Raw genomic sequence first — 24,292 nt, 5'->3', positions numbered from 1 at the left:
AGAGCGTCGCAACGTGGAGAAGGCCACGGCGGGGCCGGTGGATGCCGCCCCGCCGTAGCTCAGAGAAGAGTCTGGGAAAACAGAGCGCTACTTCGCGACGACATCCCCGTTGGGCAGGGTGAGGCCGTCGGGGATCTCGCTGGTGCCGTCCTTGAACTCGGTGGTCACCTCGTCGGCGGGCGGCGCCGTGACCGTGACCTTGGAGCCCCAGCCGCTGTACCGCGTGTCGACGCTGATCGTCTCCTTGCCCTCGGCGTCCAGCCCGATCGCGACCGGCGAGTACGTGGTGACCAGGCGGTTCGGCAGGCCCTTGCCGTCAAGCTGCAGCTTCCAGCTGATGACGACCTTGAGCTGCTTCTTGGTCGGCTTCTCGAACAGCGAGGCCCGGTACCAGGCCGACACCTTGTTGAGCTGCGCGACCGTGATGGCGCCCGCGTAGCCACCCTTGATCGCCTTGCCGCTCTTGACGAGGGTCTTGAGCGTGTTCGGCTCGGTGACGTTGACGATCTGGCCGTAGAGGCCGGTGAGGCCGCCGGTCGGCCCCTTGGGGAACTTGATCCACTTCTTGTCCTCGGGCAGCAGCGTGCCGAACATGCCGCCGGAGATGTACGACGTGGTGCCGATGCGGATGGTCCGCTCCGGCGAGAACAGGCCCTTGAGCAGGTCGGGCGCGTCCTCGGGCAGGTCGGACTGCTTGAAGTTGAACTTGCCGGTGATGTCCGAGGCGGCGAGGCCGGCCTTGGAGAAGGCGAAGGTGCCGGTGCGGCGCATGAAGATCTCGCGCTGGCCCCGGTTGGCGAGGATGGTCCGGTCGATGAACTTCACACCGGTTCCCGCCACGAACTGCTTCTTGAGCGCCCCAACGGGATCCTTGGGCGCTGCCGCCTGAGCGGGGGCGGCGGAGAGGGCTGCGGCGGCCACGGTGAGGGCGACGCCGGCGAAGATGCGCTTCATGGGACCGAAGCCTGGCAATCGGAGATCACGCCACGGTCTCCGTAAACCCATCTGTTATGGGAGTTTCTATGCATAAACCATGCAGAGCTCCGGCCCCATGAGCCTCTATTGCACCGTGCCGTCGTCGCTCGGCGGCACCGCGACGTAGTCCTCGTCGATCGGCGTCGGCGGCTTCAGGATGTGGTCGACCAGGTCATCGATGCTGATGACCGACTCGGCGGCGGGGGTGGTGACGGAGATCTCGGCGCCCCAGTCGGAGTACCTGGTCTCGGTCGTGCCCTTGATGGTCGCCTTCTTGGTCAGCGGCATCGTCCAGTCGATCGCCAGGCGCTGGGGGAGCTGCCGGGCGTCGAGCGTGAGCCGCCACGAGATGCGCGACTTGCCGATCTTGCCGGACGGCTTCGTGATCATCTGGGCGCGGAAGGACGGCGAGAGCTTGTGAAGCTCGGCGAAGGTGAGCGAGCCCCGGTAGCGCGGGCCCGTGTGCTTGCCGGTGGCCAGCAGGTGCTTGAGCGTGGCCGGCTCCAGCACGTTGACGAGCTGGTCGCCCATGATCGCGAAGGTCGGGTCGCCGTCGCCGCGGAGCCAGAACTTGTCGTCCGGCAGCGCCCTGGAGAAGAGCCCGCCGTGGATGTAGTAGTGCTTGCCCGAGCTGACCATGTACGTCCGCTCGGTCAGCAGGGCGACGAGGTCGGCCGCCTTCGGGTCCCTCTTCACCTCGGCCTCGAACTGCTTCTTGAGCGCCGGGCCCAGCACCGGCGTGCGCTCGCCCTCGGCTGCGACGACGCCCTTCGGCCCGAAGGCCGCGACGCCCTCGCGTACGGCGCCGATGTAGTCCTGCTTGTCCACCCAGGTACGCGAGGTCTCCTTGATCCTGACGCCCTGACCGGCGACGAACTGCTTCTTGAGCGCGTCCACCGGCTTGACCTGGGCGAAGGCCGGAGAAGCCACCATCATCGCGGCGGCCGCCGCGGCAACGGCGATAAATCGCCTCATTTATGCCCCCTTATCGATATATGCGAGGGCATCATCGCGGGGTGAGATCACCGTCACATCACGGGATTCGCGTGACCCGATGACCTGGGCAGGTCAAGCTTGGGGCTAGGCTTCGTTGGCGGAAAACGCCCGGCACGCACGGGGTGGCCCGGGCCGTCGAACACTCAGTCGGAATAGCAAGGACGGACCCTCGTGGACCTGTTCGAACATCAGGCGAAGGAGCTCTTCGCGGACTACGGCATCCCGGTGCCACGCGGCATCGTCGCCCACACCGTGGAGGAGGCACGCGCGGCAGCCGAAGAGCTGACCGGCCGTGTCGTGGTCAAGGCCCAGGTGAAGACCGGTGGCCGCGGCAAGGCCGGCGGGGTGAAGGTGGCCGACGACGCCGCCGACGCCGTGGACAAGGCCACCGCCATCCTGGGCATGGACATCAAGGGCCACACGGTCCACAAGGTGCTTGTGGAGGAGGCCAGCGCGATCGCGGAGGAGTACTACTTCTCCTTCCTGCTCGACCGTGCGAACCGTACGTTCCTCGCCATCTGCTCGGCAGCGGGCGGCATGGACATCGAAGAGGTCGCCCACAGCACCCCCGAGAAGGTCGCCAAGGTGCCCGTCTCGGCGATCGAGGGCATCGACCGCGCCAAGGCGCGCGAGATCGCCGTCGCCGGCGGCCTGCCGGAGAAGTCGCTGGACGGCGCCGCCGAGCTCATCGAGAAGCTCTGGTGCTGCTTCGTCGACGAGGACGCCACGCTGGTCGAGGTCAACCCGATGATCCTGTCGGCCGACGGCCAGGTGAAGGCGCTCGACGGCAAGGTCACGCTCGACGACAACGCCGAGTTCCGCCAGAAGGACCACGAGAAGTTCGCCGACAAGGCGGCCGAGGACCCTCTTGAGGCCAAGGCCAAGGAGAAGGACCTCAACTACGTCAAGCTCGACGGCGACGTCGGCATCATCGGCAACGGCGCCGGGCTGGTCATGTCCACGCTCGACGTGGTCGCCTACGCCGGCGAGGCCTTCCCCGGCAAGCCGTCGCCCGCCAACTTCCTCGACATCGGCGGTGGGGCCTCCGCGGAGGTCATGGCCGCCGGCCTGGAGATCATCCTCTCCGACCCGGCCGTGAAGTCGATCTTCGTGAACGTCTTCGGCGGCATCACCGCCTGCGACGCCGTGGCCAACGGCATCGTCGCGGCGTTCAAGCTGCTGGAGGAGCGCGGCGAGGCCGTGACCCACCCGCTGGTGGTCCGCCTCGACGGCAACAACGCCGCCCTCGGACGGCAGATCCTGCACGACGCCAAGCTCCCGCGCGTCGAGCTGGTTGACACGATGGACGACGCGGCCAAGCGTGCCGCCGAGCTCGCTGCGGTAGGTGCGTAATGGCAATCTGGCTGACCGAGAACAGCAAGATCATCGTCCAGGGCATGACCGGCGGTGAGGGCACCAAGCACGCCAAGCGCATGCTGGCGGCCGGCGCCCGCGTCGTGGGCGGCGTGAACGCCCGCAAGGCCGGCACCACCCACCTCGACCTGCCCGTCTTCGGCACCGTCCGCGAGGCCATGGCCGAGACCGGCGCCGACGTGTCGGTCGTCTTCGTGCCCCCGGCCTTCACCAAGGACGCGGTCAAGGAGGCCGTCGACGCCGAGATCCCGCTCTGCGTGGTCATCACCGAGGGCGTGCCGGTCCACGACTCCACCGAGTTCTGGGCCTACGCCGTCGAGAAGGGCAACAAGACCCGCATCATCGGTCCGAACTGCCCCGGCATCGCCTCGCCCGGCGCCTCCAACGCCGGCATCATCCCCGCCGACATCACGCCCCAGGGCCGCATCGGCCTGGTGTCGAAGTCCGGCACGCTCACCTACCAGCTCATGTACGAGCTGCGCGACTTCGGTTTCTCCACCGCGGTCGGCATCGGCGGCGACCCGGTCATCGGCACCACCCACATCGACGCGCTCCAGGCGTTCCAGGACGACCCGGAGACCGACGCGGTCGTGATGATCGGCGAGATCGGCGGCGACGCCGAGGAGCGGGCCGCGGCCTACATCGAGCAGCACGTCACCAAGCCCGTCGTCGCCTACGTGGCCGGCTTCACCGCCCCCGAGGGCAAGACGATGGGCCACGCCGGCGCCATCGTGTCCGGGTCGGCGGGCACGGCACAGGCCAAGAAGGAAGCGCTGGAGAAGGTCGGCGTCCGGGTCGGCAAGACGCCGTCCGAGACCGCCCGGCTGATGCGGGAGATCATGCAGGCCCGCTGAACCCCGTTGCCTCTGCCCGAACCCCCGCGTCGCCCCCCGGCACGCGGGGGTTTCGGCTTTCCTGGGCGCCGGACGGCGTAAAGGGGACTAATACCAGCCGGGACGGCGCGGCGATGGGGGTGTAGGCGTCAAAGTTGAGGAAAATAGGTTCCCGTGACGGCGCTACTCGACCAGCTACGGACGGCTCCCCGCGCCGTCCTCGGCAAGATCCCCGGGGTCACTGGCGACGACGACGAGTCCAGGCGGCCGCTGCCGGTGTCCGGCATGCTGGCCGCCGCCTGCACCTTGGGCGTCGGGCTGGCGGTCCTCACCACCCTCACCCTGATCGGCTGGATGGCGGCGCCCCGCGGGGCGCTGGGGCCGGGACTGCCGGGGGTGTTCCGCACGGCGGCGCAGCTCTGGCTGGCCGCGCACCACGCCGGGTTCGCCATTCCCGGCGGCCGGGTCGGGCTGCTGCCGCTCGGGCTGCTCGTGCTGCCGGCCTTCCTGCTGTACAAGGCGGGGCGGTGGATGGCCAGGGACGCCGACCTGCGGCTGCGGCTGCCCGCCCGGCTGCCGAAGAACTCGCCCAAGGAGAAGGCCAACGCGCGCCGCCGGGCCCAGTTGATCCTGGTGGGGCAGGCGGGGGTGTCGCTGGCGGCGCCGTACGCGCTGCTGGCGGGGCTGATCGCGCTGGTGACGCGCAACGACATCACCCAGCCCTACATCGGCGAGGCGCTGCTGTCCCACTTCCTGCTGGCCTTCGTCGTGGGGGCGCTGGCGACCGCGCGGACGATCGGGCCGTGGCGCTCGATGCTGCGGCTGCTGCCCGAGCGGGTGCGCGCGGTCACCGTCGGTACGGCCGTCGCCACCGCCATCATGCTGGCCGGCGGCCTGGTGCTGGTGGTCGTGGCCATCGTCCTGAACTTCGGCGACGTCAGGGCGCTGTCCGGGCAGTTGTCGACCGGGTTCGTGGGCGGGGCGCTGCTGATGCTCGTCCAGGGGCTTTACCTGCCCAACGCCGTGGTGTGGGCGATGTCGTACATCGCCGGGCCGGGGTTCGCGTTCGGCACGGGCACGCTCGTCGCGCCCACCGGGGTGCAACTCGGGATGGTGCCCAGCCTTCCGCTGCTCGGGGCGTTGCCGGACAGCGGGCCGGTGCCGGCGCCGATGATGGCCGTGATCGCGCTGCCGTTCGCGGCCGGGGCGGTGGCGGGGGTCATGGTGGCGCGGATCGCGCCGTCGCCCTCGTATGAGGTGGCTCCGCTGTGGGGGTTCTTCTCCGGGGTGAGCACCGGGCTGGTGGCGGGGCTGCTGGCGGCGCTGTCCGGCGGGCCGCTGCGGGGCGGGCGGCTGGCCGCGGTCGGGCCCTCGCCCTGGGAGGTGGCGCTGTCGGTCTGCCTGGAGGTGGGCGTGGCGGCGGGCATCTCGGCCGGGGTCGCCAACTGGCTGCTGCTGAACAGGAAGGCCCGCAAGCCGCTGGACAGGGCGGCGACTCCGGTGCGCAAGGCCGGCGCCGTACTCGCCAGGGCGGCCAGCAAGGTCGGACTGGCGGAGGCCGATGCGCGCCCGCTGCCCGGCCACTGGATGGACGCGACGGAGGCGGATACACAGGAGATTCCGGTGATCCGCGACGACTGGCAGGACGAGCACGCGTCGGCGGCCGGGCCCGACACCGCGCCGCACGTCCGCTACGCGCCCGAGCGGCCGCCGCGCCGCGACATCGTCGACGAGTCCGACGACCGGGGCGGCCACGTCATCTACGTCGACCCCTACGCCTGGGACCGCGACCGCGACTAGGCGGCGCGGGCGCGCTGGACGCGGCGGGCGACGGCGAGCACGATCGGCGCGGCGAGCCAGCACAGGTACGCGCCGGTGCCCGTGGTCACGAACGCGACGGGTATGGACAGCGCGAAGACCGCGGCCAGGCAGACGCTGCGCACCAGGCTCTGGGCGAACTCGGGCGGCGGCACGTCCGTGCGGTACAGGTGCGCGCGCCGGATCTCCAGGATGATCAGTGCGAAGGTGGCGGAGGCCAGGACCTGCACGATCGCGTACAGGCTGAAGCGCGGCGGGAAGGCGCCGTCCGCGGTGAGCACGCGGGTCGCGAACGGCATCAGGACCTGCATGAACAGCCAGGTCAGGGTGAGGCCGGTCAGGCGCCCGCCGAGCGCGCGGACGTAGGGGAAGATCTCGTGGTGGGCGCGCCAGTGGGCGGCGATCACCACGAAGCTGAGCGCGAAGGCCATGTACTCGTTGGCGTGGGCCGACACCGAACCCAGCATCGCCTCGGTGGTCTCGCCGGTGGGCACGGGTAGATCGAGCGCCAGCAGGGTGAGCGCGATCGCGATCACGGCGTCGACGAAGGCGGTGAGCCGGTCGGCGGCGCGCGTCCGGCCGATCTCGTCGTCGGGTGCGGGCATGGTGATGAACCGCTCCTGAGGTGGTCCAGTGTTAACTCGTTAATATTAACCACGTAACGATGGAGCTAGGGTGGCGGGGTGGACGACGGACTCGGAGACCTGCTGCACCGCGTGGTCATGCTGCTGGGCGAGGCGGCCAGGCGGCGCACGGACGACGCCGGCGGGCTGACCTACGGCCAGATCCGGCTGCTGGGCACGCTGGAGGAGATCGAGCCGGTCACGCAGCACGGCCTCGCGCGGGCGATGTCGGTGTCCGATCCGGCGATCAGCCGGGCGCTGCGACCCCTCGAAGCGGACGGCCTGGTGCGGATCACCGTCGACCCCGAGCACGCGCGGCGGCGGCTGGTCCGCCTCACCGAGGACGGCAGAAAAGCCTTCCACGCGGCGGGCAAGCCGCTCTACGACGAGTTGCGCGCCGGGCTCGTCGCGGCCGGCTTCCCCTACGAGCGCTACCTGGAGGACACCCTCCGGCTGGCCGAGATCCTGGCGGCCGAGCGAGACCGCCGGCCCTAAGGCTGGACGGTGTTGAGGATGCGGAGGACCTCCGGCGGCAGCTTCTTCTCCGTGGCGTCCCTGAACTGGGTGTAGCACTCGCCCTGTGACGCCACCGTCCCGGCGCCCTTCATGCACTCCTGGTAGGCGGAGTACTCGTCCATGAGGTAGAGCTGCAACGCCGTCGCGACCGCGGACAGCAACAGGGCCACCGTGGAGACGGCGATGCCGCCCGTGGCGGTCCCGGCCGGCTTCTTCGCCGCACGCAGCAGCGGCAGCGCCCGTATGCCCGTCATCAGGGCGAAGACGGCCATCACCAGCCCGGCCAAGGGCAGCATGAACGTCATGGCCAGCGCTGCGATGGACAACCAGATCGCGCGGCGGCCCGCGGACTCCGCGGGCTGCTGGCCTGCCGGCGCCTGAACAGGTGTCGACACCTGACCTCCTCTGCGTCGCCGGGCGAGTGAGCAGATACGCTGTCAGCCCATCCCGGCTTCCGAATTTGGAGTGCGCGTGTCTAAGGCTGGGCGGCTCGTCGTCCTCGTTTCCGGCTCAGGAACCAACCTACAGGCCCTGCTGGACGCTTCCGCCGACGCGGCGTACGGAGCGCGGGTGGTGGCGGTGGGCGCGGACCGGGACGGCATCGAGGGTCTGTCCAGAGCCGAACGCGCACAGGTCCCGACGTTCGTGGAAAAGCTTCGTGATCACCCCGATCGCCGCGCATGGGACAAGGCGCTCGCGGCGCGCATCGCGGAGCACGAACCCGACCTGGTGGTCTCGGCCGGCTTCATGAAGATCATCGGCGCCCCCACGCTGGAGGCGTACCCCGTGCTCAACACCCACCCCGCGCTGCTGCCGTCGTTCCCCGGCGCGCACGGGGTGCGGGACGCGCTCGCCCACGGCGTCAAGGTCACCGGCTGCACGGTGATGCTGGCCGACGCGGGCGTCGACACCGGCCCGATCGTCGCCCAGGAGACCGTCAGGGTCCTCGACGGCGACGACGAGGCGACGCTGCACGAGCGCATCAAGACCGTCGAGCGTGAGCTGCTCGTCGACATCGTGGGCCGCATGGCCCGAGAAGGCTGGGCCGTCAACGGGCGGACAGTGATCATTGGAGGGGCAAGTTGACAAGCATCGCCATCAGGCGGGCGCTGATCGCGGTTTACGACAAGTCGGGGCTTGAGGAGCTCGCGCGGGCCCTCGACGCCGCCGGCGTCGAGATCGTCTCCACCGGCGGTACGGCTGCCGCCATCGCCGCGGCCGGCATCCCGGTGACCAAGGTGGAGCAGCTCACCGGCTTCCCCGAGTGCCTGGACGGCCGGGTCAAGACCCTGCACCCGCGCGTGCACGCGGGCCTGCTGGCCGACCTCACCAAGCCGCACCACGTGGCGCAGCTCGACGAGCTGGAGATCGACCCGTTCCAGCTCGTCGTGGTCAACCTGTACCCGTTCCGGCAGACGGTGGCCTCGGGCGCCTCCCCCGAGGAGTGCGTCGAGCAGATCGACATCGGCGGCCCCGCGATGATCCGCGGCGCCGCCAAGAACCACGCCACCTGCGCGGTCGTCGTCGATCCCACCGGCTACCCCGCGATCCACGCGGCCCTGGAGCAGGGCGGTTTCACGCTGGAGCAGCGCAGGAGCCTGGCCGGCGCCGCGTACGCCCACACGGCGGCCTACGACGTGGCCGTGGCCAACTGGTTCGCCGACGTCTACGCCGGTGACGGCGGCTTCCGCGGCGCGACCTGGGAGCGCAAGGCGGTGCTGCGCTACGGCGAGAACCCGCACCAGCGGGCCGAGCTCTACACCGAGGGCGAGGGCGGCCTGGCCGACGCCCGCCAGCTCCACGGCAAGGAGATGTCCTACAACAACTACCTGGACGCCGACGCCGCCTGGCGGGCCGCCTGGGACTTCGCCGAGCCGTGCGTGGCGATCATCAAGCACCAGAACCCGTGCGGCATCGCCATCAGCGCCGACGTGGCCGAGGCGCACCGCAAGGCGCACGCCTGCGACCCGGTCTCGGCCTATGGCGGCGTCATCGCGGTCAACGGCGAGGTCACGGCGGAGCTGGCCGGGCAGATCGCCGAGGTGTTCACCGAGGTCGTGGTGGCGCCGGCGTTCGCCGAGGACGCGCTGGCCGTACTGACGAAGAAGAAGAACCTGCGCCTGCTGGTCTGCGAGCAGGGCCCGGCGAACCCGGAGGAGTTCCGGCGGATCGACGGCGGGCTGCTGGTGCAGCAGGTCGACCGGATCGACGCGCCCGGTGACGCGGCGGCCCGGTGGGAGCTGAAGGCGGGCGCGGCGGCCTCGCCCGAGGTGCTGGCGGACCTGGAGTTCGCGTGGCGGGCGAGCCGCTCGGTCAAGTCGAACGCGATCCTGCTGGCCGGCGACCGCGCCACGGTCGGCGTCGGCATGGGCCAGGTCAACCGGGTCGACTCCTGCCGCCTCGCGGTGACGCGGGCCGGCGAGCGGGCGGCGGGGTCCGTGGCGGCCTCCGACGCGTTCTTCCCGTTCGCCGACGGGCTGGAGGTGCTCATCGCGGCCGGGGTGAAGGCGGTCGTGGAGCCCGGCGGTTCGGTACGCGACGAGGAGGTCGTGGCCGCGGCGGAGAAGGCGGGCATCACCCTCTACTTCACCGGGACCCGGCACTTCTTCCACTGAGCACGCTGAATCCACACCTGGGTTTCCCGGGTGTGGATTTTGTGGTCAAAGGGTGGCAAAAATCCGGTTACCCTGAGGGCTCCATGCCGGTTCTTCTCCCGGAGTGTGCCTCCATGCTCGATCCGATCCTGCGCGCCTACGTGGCGATGATGGACCTCTCGACCAGCCCGTTCGTGCTGATCGCGCTCGCCTTCCTGGGCGCCTACCTGGGCGCGAAGGTCGTCGAGGTCATCCCGTTCACGCGCCGCATCATCGAGCGCCGCGAGGCTCAGGCGGCGGAGCGAGAGTAGTCCAGGCCAGCTTCGCGGCGCCGGCCAGGGCGGCGCGTACGCCCAGGGTGGTGGGGCGGACCTCGACCGCCTTCACGAACGCCAGCCCCGCCACCTCGCCGATGGCCCGGTCCAGCGGCTCGAACAGGACCTCGCCCGCGTTGGCCACGCCGCCGCCGATGACCACCGTGGTCACCTCGACCGCGGCGGCCATGGAGACGATCATCGCGGCCAGCGCGCGGGCGCCGCGCTCGAAGGCGGCTACGGCTATCGCGTCGCCGTTCTCCGCGTCGGCGGTCAGTTGCTTGGCGTCGGCGCCGGTCCAGCCCTGCTCGCGGGCCCAGCGGGCGAGGTTGGGTCCGCTGGCGTAGCGCTCGACGCAGCCCCGGCCGCCGCACTCGCACTCCTCGCCGTACGGGTCCACGGTCATGTGGCCGACATGTCCGGCATTTCCGGTGGGGCCGAGCAGCGGGACGCCGTCGATCACCAGCCCGCCGCCGATGCCGGTCGAGACCACCATCCCGAGCAGCGACGCGCTGCCCCGTCCCGCGCCCAGCCAGTGCTCGCCGACCGCGAAGCACTGCGCGTCGCCCGCCAGCACCGTGGGCAGGCCGGTGAGCTCGCCCACCCGGTCGCGCAGCGGGAAGCCGCGCCAGCTCGGCATGTTCACCGGGCTGACCGTGCCGGCGACCGCGTCGAGCGGACCCGCGCTGCCGATGCCGACCGCCAGCGGCCGGGGGCGGCCCTCGGTGACCTGCCGGACGAGACCGGCGAGCGCGCCCATCACCTCGTCGCGCGGGGTCGGGACGGTGCCGTCGCGCAGCACCGTTCCCCGGTCGTCGACCAGCGCGGCGGCCAGCTTCGTGCCGCCGATGTCGATCGCGAGGACGCTGCCCATCAGTGCTTGTGGTGGTTGTCGGGCTGGCGGGGGTCGCCCGGGTGTTCCAGGCCGGGCACGAGCTCCACCCGGTCGGCCCGCAGCCGGTCCAGCCACCGCGCGAACGCCCGCCGCCGCCCCGCCTCCTCAAGCCCTTCATCGGGTACGCCCCCAGACCCGGGCACCGCGACCGCCACATGCCCCCCATCCGGTACGCCCCCAGACCCGGGCACCGCGATGGCCACATGCCAGCCCAGAGCGTCCTGGACCGGCCCGACCAGCGTGCCGTAGGGCTGCTCGGCCAGTGCGCCGGCGATGGCGGCGGGCAGGGTGGCCGGCGCGATCTCGCCCAGCGACTCCAGGTCCGCCTCCGACCAGGTGGCGGGCCGCCGTGCGTAGAGCCGGTGGCGTACCAGGGCGACCTCCTCGGCGGGTGCGGCGGCCCTGGACCGCCAGGCCGAGGGGATCTCCACGGGCACGTGCCTGAACAGCGCCTTCACCCACGGGCTGGCGTTGTAGGCGGCGGCATTGACGGAGCCCAGCTCGACCGCGGCCAGCCGGTCCAGGGCGGGACCCTCGACCGGGGCCAGCCCCAGCCGCGCCGCCTCGCCCTCGCACAGAACCTCGGTCAGGATCACCTGGGTCAGCCAGCGGGCGAGCTGCCGATCCTCGGAGCTGCCCGGCACCGGGAGGGCGGCCCTGAGCGGCCCACCGCGCAGCTCCGCGACGCGCCGGTCGAGGAGGCCGCGAGGGACCGGACGCCCGTCGACCCAGCCGATCACCGCCCCCACCCCGGGCGCCGACGGCGCTCCGGTCGCGGGCGGACGGCTGCGAACCGGCGCCTGACTGGCGACATGGCCGTGGCCATGCCCGTGTCCCAGGCCGTGTTCAGGTCCGTGGCCACGGAGGTGGCCGTGTCCGTGGCTCATCGGGTTACCTCCAGTCGCACGACCGGAGCGTACTGGCAGCGGCCGAACCACATCACCTTCGCCAGGGCCCACGCATGGCCGGGCGCCGCGTCCTCAGGCACCTCCACGGGGAAGTCCACCTCGACGCTCTGCCCGGCGGGCACCGTGAAGCCCCTGATGACCTCGGGCAGCATCTCCCAGGTGCCCCAGGGCGCCGCGAGCTGGGCCTCGCCGCGGATCTCGCCGGCGGTGGTGTTGGCCAGCCGTACCGTGATCCGGTCGCGCGCGCCGGGACGGAGGGAGAGTGACTCGGCGGCCATCGTGACCGTCAGGCCGGTGGCGCGGCCCTCGGCGGCCTTGGTGCCCTGGGCGGCGGCCCAGTCGTCCTCGGGCGGCGTGCCGGCGACCGGGAGTTCGGGGGCCGGGCCGAGCGCCACGGTGGCGACGTCCTCGATGAGCTGGCCGTACGCCTCGGTGCGGGCACTGATGTAGTGGAGGCCCTGGCCGGGCGCGGGAGTGACGGTGGCGGTGAAGCGGACGTGTCCGTCGGCCTCCAGGCGGAAGGGACGCCGCCCGGGGGTGACGGACCAGCCGTCCGGCGCCTCCAGGTCCACCACGCCCTCGTGCGCGTGGCGGCCGGCGACGACGACCTCGATCTCGAACGGCCCCGCGGGCGTGACCAGTCCCGGGCTGACGGCGATCGACAGCGGCAGGTAGCCGAGCGGGGCGGGACCCTTGTTGTGCAGCCAGTAGCGGCTGTAGACGGGCTGGGCGATCTCCGCGACCGCGCCGGACTCGGCCGCGCCCAGCGCGACGGGCGCGACGAACGTCGCCACCTCCGAGCCCCGCAGCTCCAGGGAGGCGCCGGGCGTGCGGGAGGCTTCCAGCAGGTCGGAGCGGACGAGCCCGTCGAGGGGGAGCACCGGTGACTCCAGCGCGGCCGTGGCGCCCAGCCCGGTCGACTCCACCAGCCGGATCGTGACGCCGTCCTGGCGGTCGAGCGTGCCGTGGGCGTGCGCGTTCCCGGTGGCCTTGACGGTGCCGAACAGCACCTCGCGCGCGGGCGAGACGCTCAGCAGCGAGTGCGTGGCCGGGAGCGTGCCCTCCTGGGCCTCGACGAGCCGGGGCAGCATCGGCGTGACGAACTCCTGCCCGGCCGCCGGCAGGCGCAGCGCCCGCCAGTCGCCCTGCCCGGCCACCAGCGAGTAGTGGAACTCGTGCGTCCAGTGCTGGAGCTGGAAGCCCGACCCGTCCGGCGTCGTACGGCGGGGCGGGTCCAGCCAGATCCCCGAGGGCCACCCGGTGCACGAGCGCATCAGTGACAGGTGCAGCGTCCCCGAGGGATCGACCGCGAACCCGGGCAGCCCGTAGGTGAGCAGCGCCACCGTCCGGTCCTCCAGCTCCTCGGCGCCGGCGGGGCAGACGGCCGAGATCCGGGCGTCGGCCAGGTCGGCCACCAGCTCGCTCACCGGCCCGGCCACGACGAGGGCGGGCAGGGCGCGCACGTCGCGCAGGTCCGCGCTGGGCTGCCACACCTCGGTCAGCGGCTTCTCCGCGGGCACCCAGACCAGCGGGGCGCCGGATTTCAGCGCGTCCAGGTAGGCGGGGTCGCTGCGGGAGAGCAACTCGTCGGCCAGCGGGTTGTCCTGCGGGCCGCCGACGATGACCCGGAAGTCGGGCAGGTTCGAGTCGACGTCCAGCCAGCCGTACCTGCTGCCCGAGGCGGTGGAGGTGGTGGCGGTCACGCCCGCGCGGGCGAGCGCCACGACCAGCTCGCGCGCCTCGGGCGCGTCCGCCGCCGTGGGGACGACGACCTCGGCGACGCCGAGCGCCCGCGAGCCCGCCGCGCCGAGGTCCACGCGGGCGGTCGCGGACAGGCCGAACCAGGTGTTGGCCGGGTTGTCGAGCGTCCAGGGGTGCTCGGCGGTGTCCACGTCGGGCAGCGCGAACCCGCGGCCGACGACGGCTCCGGCGACGTCGGAGACCGGCAGCGCGCCGGGCACGCCGGCCGGGAAGCTCACCCGCAGGAGCCGGTCGGCGCCGGTGTAGTCGAGCACGCGGGTGCGGAAGTCGATCAGGTCGGAGCCGGTGACCAGGGTGACGGTCTGCTCGTAGGCGAGCTCGCCGACCCGGCCGGTGACGACCAGCCGCTGCCCCAGCGGGCTGGTCTCGGCACGGACGGTCGCGGCGGTCGTGCCCGACCCGGTGGAGCGCCCGTTGGGCATGAGGTGCCAGGGGCCCTCGCCCATGTCGGGGTGGGCGGGGTACTCCTCGTGCAGGCGTAGCTCGTTGCCGAGCCCGGTGAGGATCTCGCGGCCGGCCGCCTTGTCGTGGACGGAGGTGAGCGTGCCGCCCTGGTCGGGGTCGGCCGCGATTCGCCACCGGTCGTTCTCGATCGTGGTACGGCTGTCGCCCACCCACGTCCCGCTATTTCCTGAAATAACGGGGCCTGAAATAACGGGGCCTGAAATAACGGGGCCTGAAATAACAGGGTCTGAAATAACAGGGTCTGAAATAACGGGGTAAGTGCGCCAGCCCAGCGACGGCACGTCCTCAGCCAGGAAAGTCGTGGTGCCGTCCTCGGTGACCGAGGGCACGCCCTCGACCGTGCGGCCGGGCGCGAGCCGTACCGACACCAGGCCGGCGCGCGCGAACGACAGCGTGTTGGTCACCACGACCGCGCTGCCGTCGGCGGAGATCTGGCCGGTCAGCGCGTCGAGCGCCTGGTCGCGGGCCTCGGCGGCCAGGTCGTGCGCCTCGCGCCAGCCGGTGAGCAGGTCGATGTAGACCTGGTCGGACTCCGAGCCGGTGATCGCGTCGTGGTGGGCGCCGTAGGCGAGCTGCCGCCAGACCTTGTCGAGCGCGGTGTGCGGGTAGCCGCCGTGGCCGAGCAGGCTCGCGAAGACCGACAGCCGCTCGGCGTCCAGCGCGGCGACCTCGGCGGCGCGCTGGGCCTGCTTGGTGTCGATGTAGGAGACGTCCTTGCCGGTGTAGATGGGGTTCATGTCGCGGGTCTGCGGGCTGAAGGCGGCGACCTCGGCGCGGACGGCGTCCAGGAAGTCGCGGGGCGTGCCGCAGACGAACCGGGGCCACACGTAGTGCTCGGCCCAGGTGCGGTGGATGTCGGTGACCCATTTGTTCGGCGGCGTGTAGTCGGTGCCGACGGGCAGCAGGATGTTCTTGGAGGCCGCGACCGGCTTCAGCGCGCGGTAGAGCTCGAAGACGGCCTGCGTGGCCTCCTCCAGCGAGGGCGAGGAGTCCATCCACCAGCCCGCGGAGTAGTGGGCGGGCATGTAGTGCGTCAGCACGCCGAGCCCCGACGGCGAGATCCACTCGAACTCGCTCGGGAACTGCATCAGGGTGGCGTCGTTCTTGGCCTCCTTGAAGTTCTTGCTGATCGGGCCCCACTGGTGGAAGGGGCCGCGGGCCCACGCGCTGCCGGTCAGCCCGGCCGCGGCCAGGTAGCCGGGGAACTGCGGGTCGTGCCCGAACGCGTCGAGCTGCCAGGCGGTGCGCGGGTCGCCGCCGAGGATGTCACGCTGGTAGCCGATGCCGTAGACGATGTTGCGGATCGTGGTCTCGGCGCCGGTCAGGTTGGTGTTGGGCTCGTTGTAGGTGCCGCCGAGCAGCTCGACCCGCCCGGCGGCCATGAGCTCGCGCAGGTCCTTCCTGCGCTCGGGGTGGGTGTCGAAGAACGGCTTGAGGTAGTCCACCTCGGCCAGCACGAACTTGTAGTCGGGGTCGCGCAGCGCCAGCTCGATGTGCGCCTCCACCAGCGCGAACGCGTTGCGCTCCCACAGCGGCCTGGTCGTGGAGTCGCCGGACAGGAACTCCCACGGGCTGGTGTAGGCGGCCTGCGTGTTCCACCAGACCGGGTCGTAGTGGAAGTGCGAGATCAGGAACATCGTCCATCCCGGCTCCTCGGCGGTGAGCTCGGCCTCCAGCACCTCCTCGCCCAGCGTGACAACGATGGACACGACGGTGCCCGCCGCCGCCGAGACCTCCAGCGGCACCTCCACGACGACCTCGCCGTCGCCGGCGTCCACGGCGGCCGGCCGCGCCTGGACGACCCCCTCGCCGCGCACCTCCAACGCCTGCTCCCGCTCGCCCCGAGCGGCCCTCACCTTGAGGATCTGGTACGGCGCGGCCTCGGACCCCACGAACAGATCGGTGGATTCTGCGGACAACAGTCGAGCGGGCAAGGTGCACTCCTCGCTGGGGGCGACGCTGACGCCGTCACACTAAGCGCTCCCCGAACCGATGGCAACGTTGTCATCCGATCTTGGATGACAACGATGTCATTCTTGCTGGCCAGGCAGATCGCCTACCCTTACCCGAAACCGCTGTCCGATCCGAGGTCCCCGTTGTCAGCACCGCTCCACCGCCGTCCGACCATGAAGGACGTGGCCCAGGCCGCGGGCGTCGCCCTGAAGACCGTCTCCCGCGTCGTCAACGGCGAGTCCACGGTCGCCCCCGACACCCTCGACCGGGTCCGGCAGGCCATCCACGAGCTCGGATACCGCCGCAACGAGGGCGCCCGCCAGCTACGCCAGGGCCGCTCCCAGGCGATCGCCATGGTCGTGCGCGACATCGCCGACCCGTTCTTCGCCGCCATCGGCCGCGCCGTCGAGACCCGCGCGGAAAGCGGCGAACTCGTCGTCATGATCGGCTCCAGCCACGACGAGCCAGCCCGCGAACGCGAGGTCGCCCTCGGCTTCTGCGCCCGCAGGCCCAACGCGCTCATCATCGCGCCCATCGCCAAGCGGCAGGACTACCTTCTGCCCGAGATGGCTGACGGGCTGCCGGTCTGCGCGGTCGACCGGCCGGCCCAGGGGATCGACTGCGACGCCGTACTGTCGGACAACACCGGCGGCATCCGCGCGGCCGTCGACCACCTCGCCGGCCACGGCCACCGGCGCATCGGCTACCTCGGCGACGATCCCGCCGTCTTCACCTCCCGCGAGCGGGTCGCCGGCTTCCGCGCCGCGATGGCCGAGCGCGGCCTCCAGGTCAACGAGGACGAGGTACGGCTCGGCGCCCCCACCCCCTCCTCGGTCGGCGCCGCCCTGCGGACCCTGCTCGATCCGTCCGACCCGGTGACCGCGCTGATCACCGCCAACAACCGCCTGACCGTGGAGGCGCTGCGGCAACTGGACCGGGTCCAGGACCGTCCCGCCCTGGTGGCCTTCGACGACCTCGAACTCGGCGAGCTGCTGCGGCCGGGACTGACCGTCGTGGCCCAGGACCCGGAGGCCATCGGCAACGCCGTCATGGACCTGCTGGCGGCGCCGCACCCGGAGCCCCGCCAAGTACGCGTCCCGGTGACGCTCATCCCCAGGGGCTCGGCGGAGTTCCCGCCGCGCTGAGGCCGTGCCCGCCGTGACAGGATGGCGAGCCATGACGGCAGTGAAACTCGACGGCAAGGCCACCGCCGCGAAGATCAAGGCGGACCTCGCGGCCAAGGTGGCGGACCTCAAGGCGAAGGGCATCACCCCCGGACTCGGCACGGTCCTGGTGGGCGAGGACCCGGGCAGCCAGATCTACGTCGCGGGCAAGCACCGCGACTCCGAGGAGATCGGCATCACCTCGATCCGCGTGGACCTGCCCGCGACGGCCACGCAGGCCGAGGTGGAGTCGGCCGTCGACGAGCTCAACGCCGCCCCCGAGTGCACCGGCTACATCGTCCAGCTCCCGCTGCCCAAGCACCTCGACACCATGGCGCTGCTGGAGCGCATGGACCCGGAGAAGGACGCCGACGGCCTGCACCCGGTCAACCTGGGCCGCCTGGTCCACATGGTCGACGCGCCGCTGCCCTGCACGCCGCACGGCATCGTGCTGCTGCTCCAGGAGTACGGCATCCCGCTGAAGGGCGCCGACGTCTGCGTGGTGGGCCGCGGCATCACCGTGGGCCGCTCCCTGGGCCTGCTGCTGACCCGCAGGAGCGAGAACGCCACCGTCACCCTGTGCCACACCGGCACCCAGGATCTGGCCGCGCACGTCAGGCGGGCCGACATCGTCGTGGCCGCGGCAGGCGTGCCCGGACTGATCACCGCAGACATGGTGAAGCCGGGCGCGGCGGTCCTGGACGTCGGCGTCTCCCGGGTGGAGGGCAAGATCGCCGGGGACGTGGCGCCCGACGTCGCCGAGGTGGCCGGCCACCTGACGCCCAACCCGGGCGGCGTGGGCCCGATGACCCGCGCGCTCCTGCTGTCCAACGTGGTGGAGTCAGCTCGACGTACGGCGCAGCCGTAGCACGGCCAGGGTCATGAAGACCGCGGTCAGGGCCAGCGCCCAGACCGCGGTGACCAGGGCGTCGTCGCCCGCGTCCCGGCCGGAGAACCAGGCGCGGAGCGTGTCGATCATCGTGGTGACCGGGCTGTGCTCGGCGAAGGCGCGTACCGGGCCGGGCATCGTGCCGGTGGGGACGAACGCCGAGCTGACGAAGGTGAACGGGAACACCCACACCAGCCCGAGTCCCTGCGCCGCCTCCACGCCCTTGGCCATCAGCCCGATCCAGGCCGCCACCCACGAGAACGCGAACCCGAACGCCAGCAGCAGCCCGAACCCGGCGGCGACCATGCCCGGCGAGCCGTGGAAGCGGAAGCCGACCAGCAGCCCGCACCCGAGCATGACGGCCAGCGTGACGGCGCTGCGCAGCACCTCGGAGGCGATGCGGCCGAGCAGCACCGACGAGCGGGTCATCGGCAGCGAGCGGGAGCGGTCCATGACGCCGCGCTGCATGTCCTCGGCCAGTCCGACGGCGACCGCGCCGATCGAGCTGAACAGGATCATCTGTACGAAGATGGCCGGGATGAGCGCCTGCACGTAGTCGCCGCCCGGCATCGTGATCGCGCCGCCGAAGACGTAGGCGAACAGCAGGATGAAGACGACGGGCTGGATCAGCGCGTACATGAGCAGCAGGCCGGGGGCGCGGACGATGCGCCGGGCGTTGCGGCCGCCCATGAGCCAGGCGTCGTGCAGCCACCATCGGGGTCCGGTGAGCTGGTTCACAGGTCTCCTCCGGTCAGGGCGAGGAAGGCGTCGTCGAGGGTGGGGCGGCGCAGGGCCAGCCCGGTGATGGACACTCCGGCGGCGTCGAGGTCGCGCAGCAGGTCGGGCAGCACGCCCTCGGCGACCGGGACGGTGACGGTCTCGCCCTCCACGGTGGGGGCGGGGCCGTACCTGGTCATGATCTCGGTGGCAGCGGCGGTCTGGCGGGGGTCGGCGAGGACGACCTCGGCCCGCGCGCCCCCCGCGCGGGCCTTGAGCTGCTCCGGGGTGCCGGTCGCGAGGGCACGGCCCCGGTCGATGACGGTGACCGCGGAGGCCAGGTGGTCGGCCTCCTCCAGGTACTGGGTGGTGAGCAGGATCGTGGTGCCCCGCTCGGGCAGCCGCCTGATGGCCGACCACATGGTGCGGCGCGAGCGCGGGTCGAGGCCGGTGGTGGGCTCGTCGAGGAAGAGGACGCGCGGCCGGGTCATCAGGCCGGCGGCCAGGTCGAGGCGGCGGCGCATGCCGCCGGAGTAGGTGCCGGCCCGGCGCCCGGCGGCCTCGCCCAGGTCGAAGGCGTCCAGGAGGTCGTCGGCCAGGCCGCGCGCCTTCGCCGGCGACAGGCGGTAGAGGCGGCCGACGAGCACGAGGTTCTCGTGCCCGGTGAGCAGGTCGTCGACCGCGGTGAACTGCCCGGTCAGCCCGATGAGGGCACGCACCCGGTACGGCTGCGCCGTCACCGAGAAACCCCCCACCTCGGCCCGCCCGGAGTCCGGGCGCAGGAGCGTGGCCAGGATCCTGATCAGCGTTGACTTCCCCGCGCCGTTCGGCCCGAGCAGCGCGGCGACCGAGCCTTCCGCCACCTCCAGGTCGAGCCCGTCCAGCGCGGTCGTGCCACGGTAGGACTTGCGGAGGTCCTCGACGCGGATCATGAGGCCCGCTCCTCGTCGCACAGGGCGTCGATGAGCTTGGCCAGGGCCCGCTGCGCGCTGGCCGAGGCGTGCGGACCGACGGCGACCAGCGAGGCGAGCAGCGCGGACGCCTCGCCGGGTGTGAACGTCAGCGGCGGCAGCACGGGTCGCGCGTCGATGGCGTACCCGCCGCCGGGGCCGCGCTGGGAGGCGACGGGCACCCCGGCGGCTAGCAGGTCGGCGAGGTCGCGCTCGATCGTGCGGGCGCTGACGCCCAGCCGGGCGGCCAGCGAACCGGCGGTGAGCGCCCGGGGCGCGGTGGCCCTGAGCTCCTCGATCAGCCGGTGCTGGCGCTCGACGCGGGGGACGAGGGCGTGGATGCTGGTGAGCATGACTCCACGCTAAGGAGGGGTGGCCGACAAGCCCATGTCGGTCTTCGCGGTTTTCGGCGGAAGGTCAGTAGTAGCCCTCCACCGGCACGCGGGCCTCGTCGAACAGCGCCGGACCCTCCATGACGACGTGCGCCGAGGTGGCGACCGACTTCAGGCCGTCGAGCTGGGCGCCGGACAGCGCGTAGACGACGCGGCCGAGGCCGGAGCGCTCGATCGCGCCCGTGCACATGCCGCACGGCTGGCAACTGGTGTACATGGTCGTGGCCGCCGCAGTGGCCGGGTCGAGCTCGCGGGCCGCCCAGCGGGCAAGCTTGAGCTCGGGGTGCGCGCTGATGTCGCGGTCGGTGATCGTGGTGTTGTGGTCCTCGACCAGGACGCTGCCGTCGGCCGCGGCCAGCAGCGAGCCGAAGGGCGGATTGCCCGACTCCCTGCCCTTGGCCGCCAGCTCGATGGCACGGCGCAGGAGGCGCTCATCGTCGGGTGTCACGGGTGCTCCCATCGTGCGGAGACGGCGGCCAGGTCCTTCCAGGCCACCTCGGGGTGAAGGGTCTCGTCCGGGTCGCCGTTGAACGGGTCGAGCAGGACGCTCTGGGCGCCCAGCGAGCGCAGCTCGTCCAGGTCGCCGAGGATCTGGCCGATGCTTCCGACGCCCGCGGGCCGGTCGGCGCCGGTCACGGGGGAGTCGGTCAGCTGAAGGCGGATGCGCGGGGCGAGGGCGGGCGCCGGCCGTCCCAGCTCGCCGGCCAGCTCGCGCAACCGCGACAGGCGCTCGCGCAGGACGGCGGGGGTGAGACGCAGTGGATGCCACGCCTCGCCGAGCAGCACCGCGCGGCGCAGCGCGGCGTCGGCGCTGCCGCCCACCCAGATCGGGATGTCGCCCTCGCCGTAGTCGCCGGTGTCGGCCCACGCGGCGCGGATGTCGCGCAGGTGCTCGTCGGTCAGCTTTCCTCTGGCCTGGTAGGCGACGCCGAGCGCGTCGAACTCCTGCCTGGCCCACCCGACGCCCACGCCCAGCACGAACCGGCCGCCGCTGAGCCGGTCGAGGTTGGCCGCCATGCGGGCGACCAGCAGCGGGTGCCGGTAGGGCACGATGAGCACGGTGGTGCCGAGCCTGACCCGCTCGGTGACGCCCGCCAGCCACGACAGCGTGGTGAAGGGCTCGTAGAAGGGCGCGGGGTACTGCGCGGCCACGTCGGGCGTGATGGCCACGTGGTCGGAGACCATGAGCAGCCCGTACCCGAGCCCCTCCACGGTCTGCGCCCATCGCCGCAGAATGGCCGGGTCGGTGCCGGGCCCGAAGTTGGGGACGTTGACGCCAAGTTCCACGTGATCAGGCTATCCACGGGCCAGGCGGGCCCGGAAGGCCGACTCAACGGCAAAGGCGGAGATCCGCCGGAGATCCGCCGGTATTTTGGAGCCATGGCCGTGAATCTCGACGCGACGGACTGGGCGATCCTGGCCGAGCTGCAGCGTGACGGCCGCGTCCCGCTGTCCGAGCTGGGGCGCAGGGTCAGCCTGAGCGCCTCGGCCACCACCGAGCGGGTCCGCCGCCTGGAGTCGGCCGGAGTCATCACCGGCTACTCCGCCGCGGTCGATCTCACGGCGGTCGGTTACGCGGTCCTCGCCATCGTCCGGCTGAAGTATCCGGGCAGCCGCCACGAGCCCCTGCACCGGCTGCTCGACCGGCGCCCGGAGATCCTGGAGTGCCTGCGCACCACGGGCGACGACTGCTACGTGATGAAGGTCGCCGCCTCCTCGATGGCGCACCTGGAGGAGATCGTCAACGAGCTGGCCGAGTTCGGCAGCGCCAACACCAACCTCGTCTACAGCCAGACGCTGCCCTACCGGGGTCCCCACCCCACGCGCTAGCGGCCCTGGTAGCGGTCGGTGGCCTCCCGGGTGGCGCGGATGGCGGCGTCGGCGCTCTCGTAGGTGCGCTGGGCCAGGCCGACGAAGATGCAGTCCACGATGAGCAACTGGCTGATCCTGCTGGCCAGCGCGCCCGGCCGGAACGCGGTCTCGCGCCCGGCCGAGACCAGCGTGTGGTCGGCCAGGTGGGCCAGCGACGAGCGCGGGTTGTTGGTGATGGCCACGAGCGTGGCTCCGGCGTCCTTGGCGGTCTTGGAGGGGGCGATCACGTCCGGGGTCTCGCCGCTGCAACTGATCGCCACCACCACGTCGGTGTCCCGCAGCAGGGCGGCGCTGGTCAGCGCCAGGTGGGCGTCGCAGAACGGGTGGGTGGACAGCCCGATCCGCAGGAGCTTCTGCGACATGTCGGTGGCGACCAGGCCGGAGGCGGACACGCCGTAGACGTCCACGCGGCGGGCCTTGACGATGGCGGTCACGACCTCGTCGAGCTGGCCGGGGTCGAGCTGGGCGGCGGTGTCGGCCAGCGCCTCGTACTCGGCGCGGGCCACCTTGGCGATCACGTCGGTCAGCGGGTCGTCGGGACCCAGGTCGCCGGGCACCAGCCGCTCGGGCTCCTTGGCCACGGCGGCGGCCAGCGCGAAGCGCATCTGCGAGTAGCCGGCGAAGCCCAGCGCGCGGGCGGTGCGCACGATCGTGGCCTCGCTGGTGCCGGAGACCGCGCTGAACTCCGTGATCGTGCTCCTGACCACCAGCCCGGGATCGTCGAGGATGATCCTGGCGATGGCCTGGGCGGCGGGGGTCAGCGACGGCAGCACGGCCCGCACCGCCGCCACCGGATTGGCCGGCTCGCTCACATGCTCGGCCATCATCTGGTCAGCCATTCCGCGGCCGCCTCCGCCGAGACACGGGAGAGCCCGTTGGTCGCGACGAACGCGGCGCCCGCCGGTTCGCCGGGAACGCCGGTGTCCACGACGACCGCGTCCGGGCGCGCGGAGACGGCCTGCGCGATCCGCTCCCTGACCCACGCGTGCCGCGCCGAGTCGTGCACGACGAGCACGACGGGCCGCTCGTCGAAGGCGGGCAGCTCGCCCTCCGCCGCCATCACCACCCGCTCGGTCCCGGGCAGCCTGGCGGCCAGCGCGGCGGTGAGGCCGGTCGGCGTGGAGGGATCGACGGCCTGGTTGAGCCGCGTGTTGACCTCCACGACGAGCGGCGGGCCGGCCAGCGTCGCCGTGCCGGTGACGGTGAGCGCCGCCCTGGCGGCCTCCAGGCCCACGCCGGGGTCCTCGGTGGCTGAGCGGTCCTGCTTGCCGTACCACTCGGCGACCGCGCGCACCCGCGCGGCCGCTTCCGCCAGGCGCGACTCGGGCAGCTCGCCAGAGCGCACCGCGGCCGCGATCGCGTCGCGCAGCTCGTGCAGGCCCCGCTCGTCGGTGATGCCGACGCAGATGGCGTCCACGCCCGCGGTGAGCGCGCGCACGGCGATCTCGCCGGGCGTGTACTGGGCCGCGACCGCCTTCATCTCGATCGCGTCGGTGACGAGCATGCCGTCGAAGCCGAGCTCCTCCCGCAGCAACCCCGTCAGCACGGTACGGCTCAGCGTCGCCGGCGACGACGGGTCCAGGGCGGGAACCAGCAGGTGGCCGCACATGACCGAGCGCACCCCGGCGGCGATCGCCGCGCGGAACGGCGGCAGGTCGCGCTCCCACAGCTCCTCCACGGAGGCGTGCACGGTGGGCAGGGCCAAGTGGGAGTCGGTGATGGTGTCGCCGTGGCCGGGGAAGTGCTTGGCGCAGGCGGCCACCCCGGCGCTCTGGAGGCCGCGGATGTAGGCGACGGCGTGCCTGGAGACCAGGTCGGGGGTGGGGCCGAAGGAGCGTACGCCGATGACCGGGTTGGCGGGGTTGGCGTTGACGTCGACGGAGGGCGCGTAGTCGAGGGTGACGCCGGCCTCGGCCAGCATGCGGCCGATCTGCCTGCCGACCCGCTCGGTGAGCGCCTCGTCGTCGGCCACGCCGAGCGCGCGGTTGCCGGGGAAGGAACTGCCCGCCCTGGCCTCGAATCGGGTGACCACGCCGCCTTCCTCGTCGACGGCGATCACGGTGTCGGGGTTCTCGGCACGGATCTGGGGGATGAGATGCTCGCTCGGGAGGTTGCGGGCGAACAGTACGGCGCCCCCCAATCCCTCGCCGAGCGCCCTGCGCAGCCAGTCGGGGGCGGAGGTCCCCTCGAAGCCAGGCTGGAGCACGGCCATGGCGAGTCGGTGGAGGTCAGGCGACATACGGCATTTTCCTTCACAATCGTTGATCTGAAGGTAATTTTCTGT

At 72.0% G+C, this 24,292-nt stretch carries 24 protein-coding genes; 10 read left to right on the top strand and 14 right to left on the bottom strand.

What is annotated here, in order from left to right; translation table 11 throughout:
• Positions 1-87: 87 nt before the first annotated feature.
• Together ACIBEJ_RS16755 and ACIBEJ_RS16750 are read right to left on the bottom strand one after the other, a co-directional pair.
• Positions 88-954 carry a hypothetical protein gene (locus ACIBEJ_RS16755; protein WP_397183620.1) on the bottom strand — a complete coding sequence of 289 codons (867 nt, stop codon included), beginning with the start codon at positions 952-954 and terminating at the stop codon, positions 88-90.
• A 105-nt stretch (positions 955-1,059) separates the two neighbouring features.
• Entirely contained in the window at positions 1,060-1,950 is an 891-nt protein-coding gene (locus tag ACIBEJ_RS16750) for a hypothetical protein (RefSeq protein ID WP_397183619.1), read from the bottom strand.
• 192 nt (positions 1,951-2,142) lie between these two features.
• Here ACIBEJ_RS16750 and sucC point away from each other — a divergent pair, with 192 nt between their 5' ends.
• The 3 genes from sucC to ACIBEJ_RS16735 all read left to right on the top strand — a co-directional run bounded on the left by sucC (position 2,143) and on the right by ACIBEJ_RS16735 (position 5,978).
• Complete coding sequence (gene sucC, locus ACIBEJ_RS16745; RefSeq protein ID WP_397183618.1) at positions 2,143-3,324, top strand: ADP-forming succinate--CoA ligase subunit beta; 1,182 nt, start codon at positions 2,143-2,145, stop codon at positions 3,322-3,324.
• On the top strand, positions 3,324-4,199 hold the full coding sequence (gene sucD, locus ACIBEJ_RS16740; protein WP_397183617.1) for a succinate--CoA ligase subunit alpha: 876 nt from the start codon (positions 3,324-3,326) through the stop codon (positions 4,197-4,199). The genes sucC and sucD overlap by 1 nt, the downstream gene beginning before the upstream one ends.
• 153 nt (positions 4,200-4,352) lie before the next feature.
• Positions 4,353-5,978, top strand: a complete 1,626-nt coding sequence (locus ACIBEJ_RS16735) for a DUF6350 family protein (protein WP_397183616.1) — start codon at positions 4,353-4,355, stop codon at positions 5,976-5,978.
• Here the strand turns inward: ACIBEJ_RS16735 and ACIBEJ_RS16730 are convergent.
• Positions 5,975-6,601 carry a TMEM175 family protein gene (locus tag ACIBEJ_RS16730; protein ID WP_397183615.1) on the bottom strand — a complete coding sequence of 209 codons (627 nt, stop codon included), beginning with the start codon at positions 6,599-6,601 and terminating at the stop codon, positions 5,975-5,977. The genes ACIBEJ_RS16735 and ACIBEJ_RS16730 overlap by 4 nt on opposite strands.
• A gap of 78 nt (positions 6,602-6,679) precedes the next feature.
• On the opposite strand from ACIBEJ_RS16730, the gene ACIBEJ_RS16725 reads away from it, so the two are divergent.
• Positions 6,680-7,114: a MarR family winged helix-turn-helix transcriptional regulator gene (locus ACIBEJ_RS16725; protein WP_397183614.1), complete on the top strand. Its 435-nt coding sequence runs from the start codon at positions 6,680-6,682 to the stop codon at positions 7,112-7,114.
• Here the strand turns inward: ACIBEJ_RS16725 and ACIBEJ_RS16720 are convergent.
• Positions 7,111-7,530: a hypothetical protein gene (locus tag ACIBEJ_RS16720; protein ID WP_397183613.1), complete on the bottom strand. Its 420-nt coding sequence runs from the start codon at positions 7,528-7,530 to the stop codon at positions 7,111-7,113. The genes ACIBEJ_RS16725 and ACIBEJ_RS16720 overlap by 4 nt on opposite strands.
• Before the next feature lie 76 nt (positions 7,531-7,606).
• On the opposite strand from ACIBEJ_RS16720, the gene purN reads away from it, so the two are divergent.
• From purN to ACIBEJ_RS16705, 3 genes are all read left to right on the top strand, one after another.
• Positions 7,607-8,221, top strand: coding sequence for a phosphoribosylglycinamide formyltransferase (gene purN / locus ACIBEJ_RS16715; RefSeq protein WP_397183612.1), 615 nt, complete (start codon positions 7,607-7,609; stop codon positions 8,219-8,221).
• The gene (gene purH, locus ACIBEJ_RS16710; RefSeq protein ID WP_397183611.1) at positions 8,218-9,750 is read left to right on the top strand and encodes a bifunctional phosphoribosylaminoimidazolecarboxamide formyltransferase/IMP cyclohydrolase; all 1,533 of its coding nucleotides are present in this window, start codon (positions 8,218-8,220) and stop codon (positions 9,748-9,750) included. The genes purN and purH overlap by 4 nt, the downstream gene beginning before the upstream one ends.
• Before the next feature lie 113 nt (positions 9,751-9,863).
• Positions 9,864-10,040, top strand: coding sequence for a hypothetical protein (locus ACIBEJ_RS16705; RefSeq protein ID WP_397183610.1), 177 nt, complete (start codon positions 9,864-9,866; stop codon positions 10,038-10,040).
• Here ACIBEJ_RS16705 and ACIBEJ_RS16700 read toward each other — a convergent pair.
• The 3 genes from ACIBEJ_RS16700 to ACIBEJ_RS16690 form a co-directional block, all read right to left on the bottom strand.
• A complete protein-coding gene (locus tag ACIBEJ_RS16700) occupies positions 10,000-10,917 on the bottom strand; it encodes an ROK family protein (RefSeq protein WP_397183609.1) in 918 nt (305 codons plus the stop codon). The two genes, ACIBEJ_RS16705 and ACIBEJ_RS16700, sit on opposite strands and share 41 nt — an antisense overlap.
• A complete protein-coding gene (locus ACIBEJ_RS16695; protein ID WP_397183608.1) occupies positions 10,917-11,678 on the bottom strand; it encodes a hypothetical protein in 762 nt (253 codons plus the stop codon). The genes ACIBEJ_RS16700 and ACIBEJ_RS16695 overlap by 1 nt, the downstream gene beginning before the upstream one ends.
• A 143-nt stretch (positions 11,679-11,821) precedes the next feature.
• Entirely contained in the window at positions 11,822-16,006 is a 4,185-nt protein-coding gene (locus tag ACIBEJ_RS16690; RefSeq protein ID WP_397183607.1) for a glycoside hydrolase family 38 C-terminal domain-containing protein, read from the bottom strand.
• A gap of 93 nt (positions 16,007-16,099) precedes the next feature.
• On the opposite strand from ACIBEJ_RS16690, the gene ACIBEJ_RS16685 reads away from it, so the two are divergent.
• On the top strand, positions 16,100-17,170 hold the full coding sequence (locus tag ACIBEJ_RS16685) for a LacI family DNA-binding transcriptional regulator (protein WP_397183606.1): 1,071 nt from the start codon (positions 16,100-16,102) through the stop codon (positions 17,168-17,170).
• Between the two features lie 31 nt (positions 17,171-17,201).
• Positions 17,202-18,056 carry a bifunctional methylenetetrahydrofolate dehydrogenase/methenyltetrahydrofolate cyclohydrolase gene (locus tag ACIBEJ_RS16680; protein ID WP_397183605.1) on the top strand — a complete coding sequence of 285 codons (855 nt, stop codon included), beginning with the start codon at positions 17,202-17,204 and terminating at the stop codon, positions 18,054-18,056.
• On the opposite strand, the gene ACIBEJ_RS16675 is transcribed toward ACIBEJ_RS16680, so the two are convergent.
• From ACIBEJ_RS16675 to ACIBEJ_RS16655, 5 genes are all read right to left on the bottom strand, one after another.
• Entirely contained in the window at positions 18,030-18,815 is a 786-nt protein-coding gene (locus ACIBEJ_RS16675) for an ABC transporter permease (RefSeq protein WP_397183604.1), read from the bottom strand. The two genes, ACIBEJ_RS16680 and ACIBEJ_RS16675, sit on opposite strands and share 27 nt — an antisense overlap.
• The gene (locus tag ACIBEJ_RS16670; protein ID WP_397183603.1) at positions 18,812-19,726 is read right to left on the bottom strand and encodes an ATP-binding cassette domain-containing protein; all 915 of its coding nucleotides are present in this window, start codon (positions 19,724-19,726) and stop codon (positions 18,812-18,814) included. Before ACIBEJ_RS16670 ends, ACIBEJ_RS16675 begins: the two co-directional genes overlap by 4 nt.
• Positions 19,723-20,097, bottom strand: a complete 375-nt coding sequence (locus tag ACIBEJ_RS16665; RefSeq protein WP_397183602.1) for a helix-turn-helix transcriptional regulator — start codon at positions 20,095-20,097, stop codon at positions 19,723-19,725. Before ACIBEJ_RS16665 ends, ACIBEJ_RS16670 begins: the two co-directional genes overlap by 4 nt.
• A gap of 64 nt (positions 20,098-20,161) precedes the next feature.
• Entirely contained in the window at positions 20,162-20,584 is a 423-nt protein-coding gene (locus tag ACIBEJ_RS16660; RefSeq protein ID WP_397183601.1) for a nucleoside deaminase, read from the bottom strand.
• Positions 20,581-21,423, bottom strand: a complete 843-nt coding sequence (locus ACIBEJ_RS16655; RefSeq protein WP_397183599.1) for an LLM class flavin-dependent oxidoreductase — start codon at positions 21,421-21,423, stop codon at positions 20,581-20,583. Before ACIBEJ_RS16655 ends, ACIBEJ_RS16660 begins: the two co-directional genes overlap by 4 nt.
• Positions 21,424-21,516: 93 nt before the next feature.
• On the opposite strand from ACIBEJ_RS16655, the gene ACIBEJ_RS16650 reads away from it, so the two are divergent.
• The gene (locus ACIBEJ_RS16650) at positions 21,517-21,966 is read left to right on the top strand and encodes an Lrp/AsnC family transcriptional regulator (RefSeq protein ID WP_397183598.1); all 450 of its coding nucleotides are present in this window, start codon (positions 21,517-21,519) and stop codon (positions 21,964-21,966) included.
• Here the strand turns inward: ACIBEJ_RS16650 and ACIBEJ_RS16645 are convergent.
• Complete coding sequence (locus ACIBEJ_RS16645; protein ID WP_397183596.1) at positions 21,963-22,847, bottom strand: MurR/RpiR family transcriptional regulator; 885 nt, start codon at positions 22,845-22,847, stop codon at positions 21,963-21,965. The two genes, ACIBEJ_RS16650 and ACIBEJ_RS16645, sit on opposite strands and share 4 nt — an antisense overlap.
• A complete protein-coding gene (locus tag ACIBEJ_RS16640; protein WP_397183594.1) occupies positions 22,832-24,247 on the bottom strand; it encodes a glycoside hydrolase family 3 protein in 1,416 nt (471 codons plus the stop codon). The genes ACIBEJ_RS16645 and ACIBEJ_RS16640 overlap by 16 nt, the downstream gene beginning before the upstream one ends.
• Positions 24,248-24,292: the final 45 nt, after the last annotated feature.

The sequence above is a fragment of the Nonomuraea sp. NPDC050790 genome (genome assembly GCF_044456745.1).
Taxonomy (GTDB): Bacteria; Actinomycetota; Actinomycetes; order Streptosporangiales; family Streptosporangiaceae; genus Nonomuraea.
This window is presented reverse-complemented; position numbering and strand designations above follow the sequence as displayed.

What these genes read in the sequence shown, in the direction of transcription:
- ACIBEJ_RS16755 (WP_397183620.1), bottom strand. Translation starts at nt 954, where the DNA reads ATGAAGCGCATCTTCGCCGGCGTCGCCCTCACCGTGGCCGCCGCAGCC.
- ACIBEJ_RS16750 (WP_397183619.1), bottom strand. Translation starts at nt 1,950, where the DNA reads ATGAGGCGATTTATCGCCGTTGCCGCGGCGGCCGCCGCGATGATGGTG.
- sucD (WP_397183617.1), top strand. Translation starts at nt 3,324, where the DNA reads ATGGCAATCTGGCTGACCGAGAACAGCAAGATCATCGTCCAGGGCATG.
- ACIBEJ_RS16730 (WP_397183615.1), bottom strand. Translation starts at nt 6,601, where the DNA reads ATGCCCGCACCCGACGACGAGATCGGCCGGACGCGCGCCGCCGACCGG.
- ACIBEJ_RS16705 (WP_397183610.1), top strand. Translation starts at nt 9,864, where the DNA reads ATGCTCGATCCGATCCTGCGCGCCTACGTGGCGATGATGGACCTCTCG.
- ACIBEJ_RS16700 (WP_397183609.1), bottom strand. Translation starts at nt 10,917, where the DNA reads ATGGGCAGCGTCCTCGCGATCGACATCGGCGGCACGAAGCTGGCCGCC.
- ACIBEJ_RS16685 (WP_397183606.1), top strand. Translation starts at nt 16,100, where the DNA reads ATGTCATTCTTGCTGGCCAGGCAGATCGCCTACCCTTACCCGAAACCG.
- ACIBEJ_RS16680 (WP_397183605.1), top strand. Translation starts at nt 17,202, where the DNA reads ATGACGGCAGTGAAACTCGACGGCAAGGCCACCGCCGCGAAGATCAAG.
- ACIBEJ_RS16670 (WP_397183603.1), bottom strand. Translation starts at nt 19,726, where the DNA reads ATGATCCGCGTCGAGGACCTCCGCAAGTCCTACCGTGGCACGACCGCG.
- ACIBEJ_RS16665 (WP_397183602.1), bottom strand. Translation starts at nt 20,097, where the DNA reads ATGCTCACCAGCATCCACGCCCTCGTCCCCCGCGTCGAGCGCCAGCAC.
- ACIBEJ_RS16650 (WP_397183598.1), top strand. Translation starts at nt 21,517, where the DNA reads ATGGCCGTGAATCTCGACGCGACGGACTGGGCGATCCTGGCCGAGCTG.
- ACIBEJ_RS16645 (WP_397183596.1), bottom strand. Translation starts at nt 22,847, where the DNA reads ATGGCTGACCAGATGATGGCCGAGCATGTGAGCGAGCCGGCCAATCCG.
- ACIBEJ_RS16640 (WP_397183594.1), bottom strand. Translation starts at nt 24,247, where the DNA reads ATGTCGCCTGACCTCCACCGACTCGCCATGGCCGTGCTCCAGCCTGGC.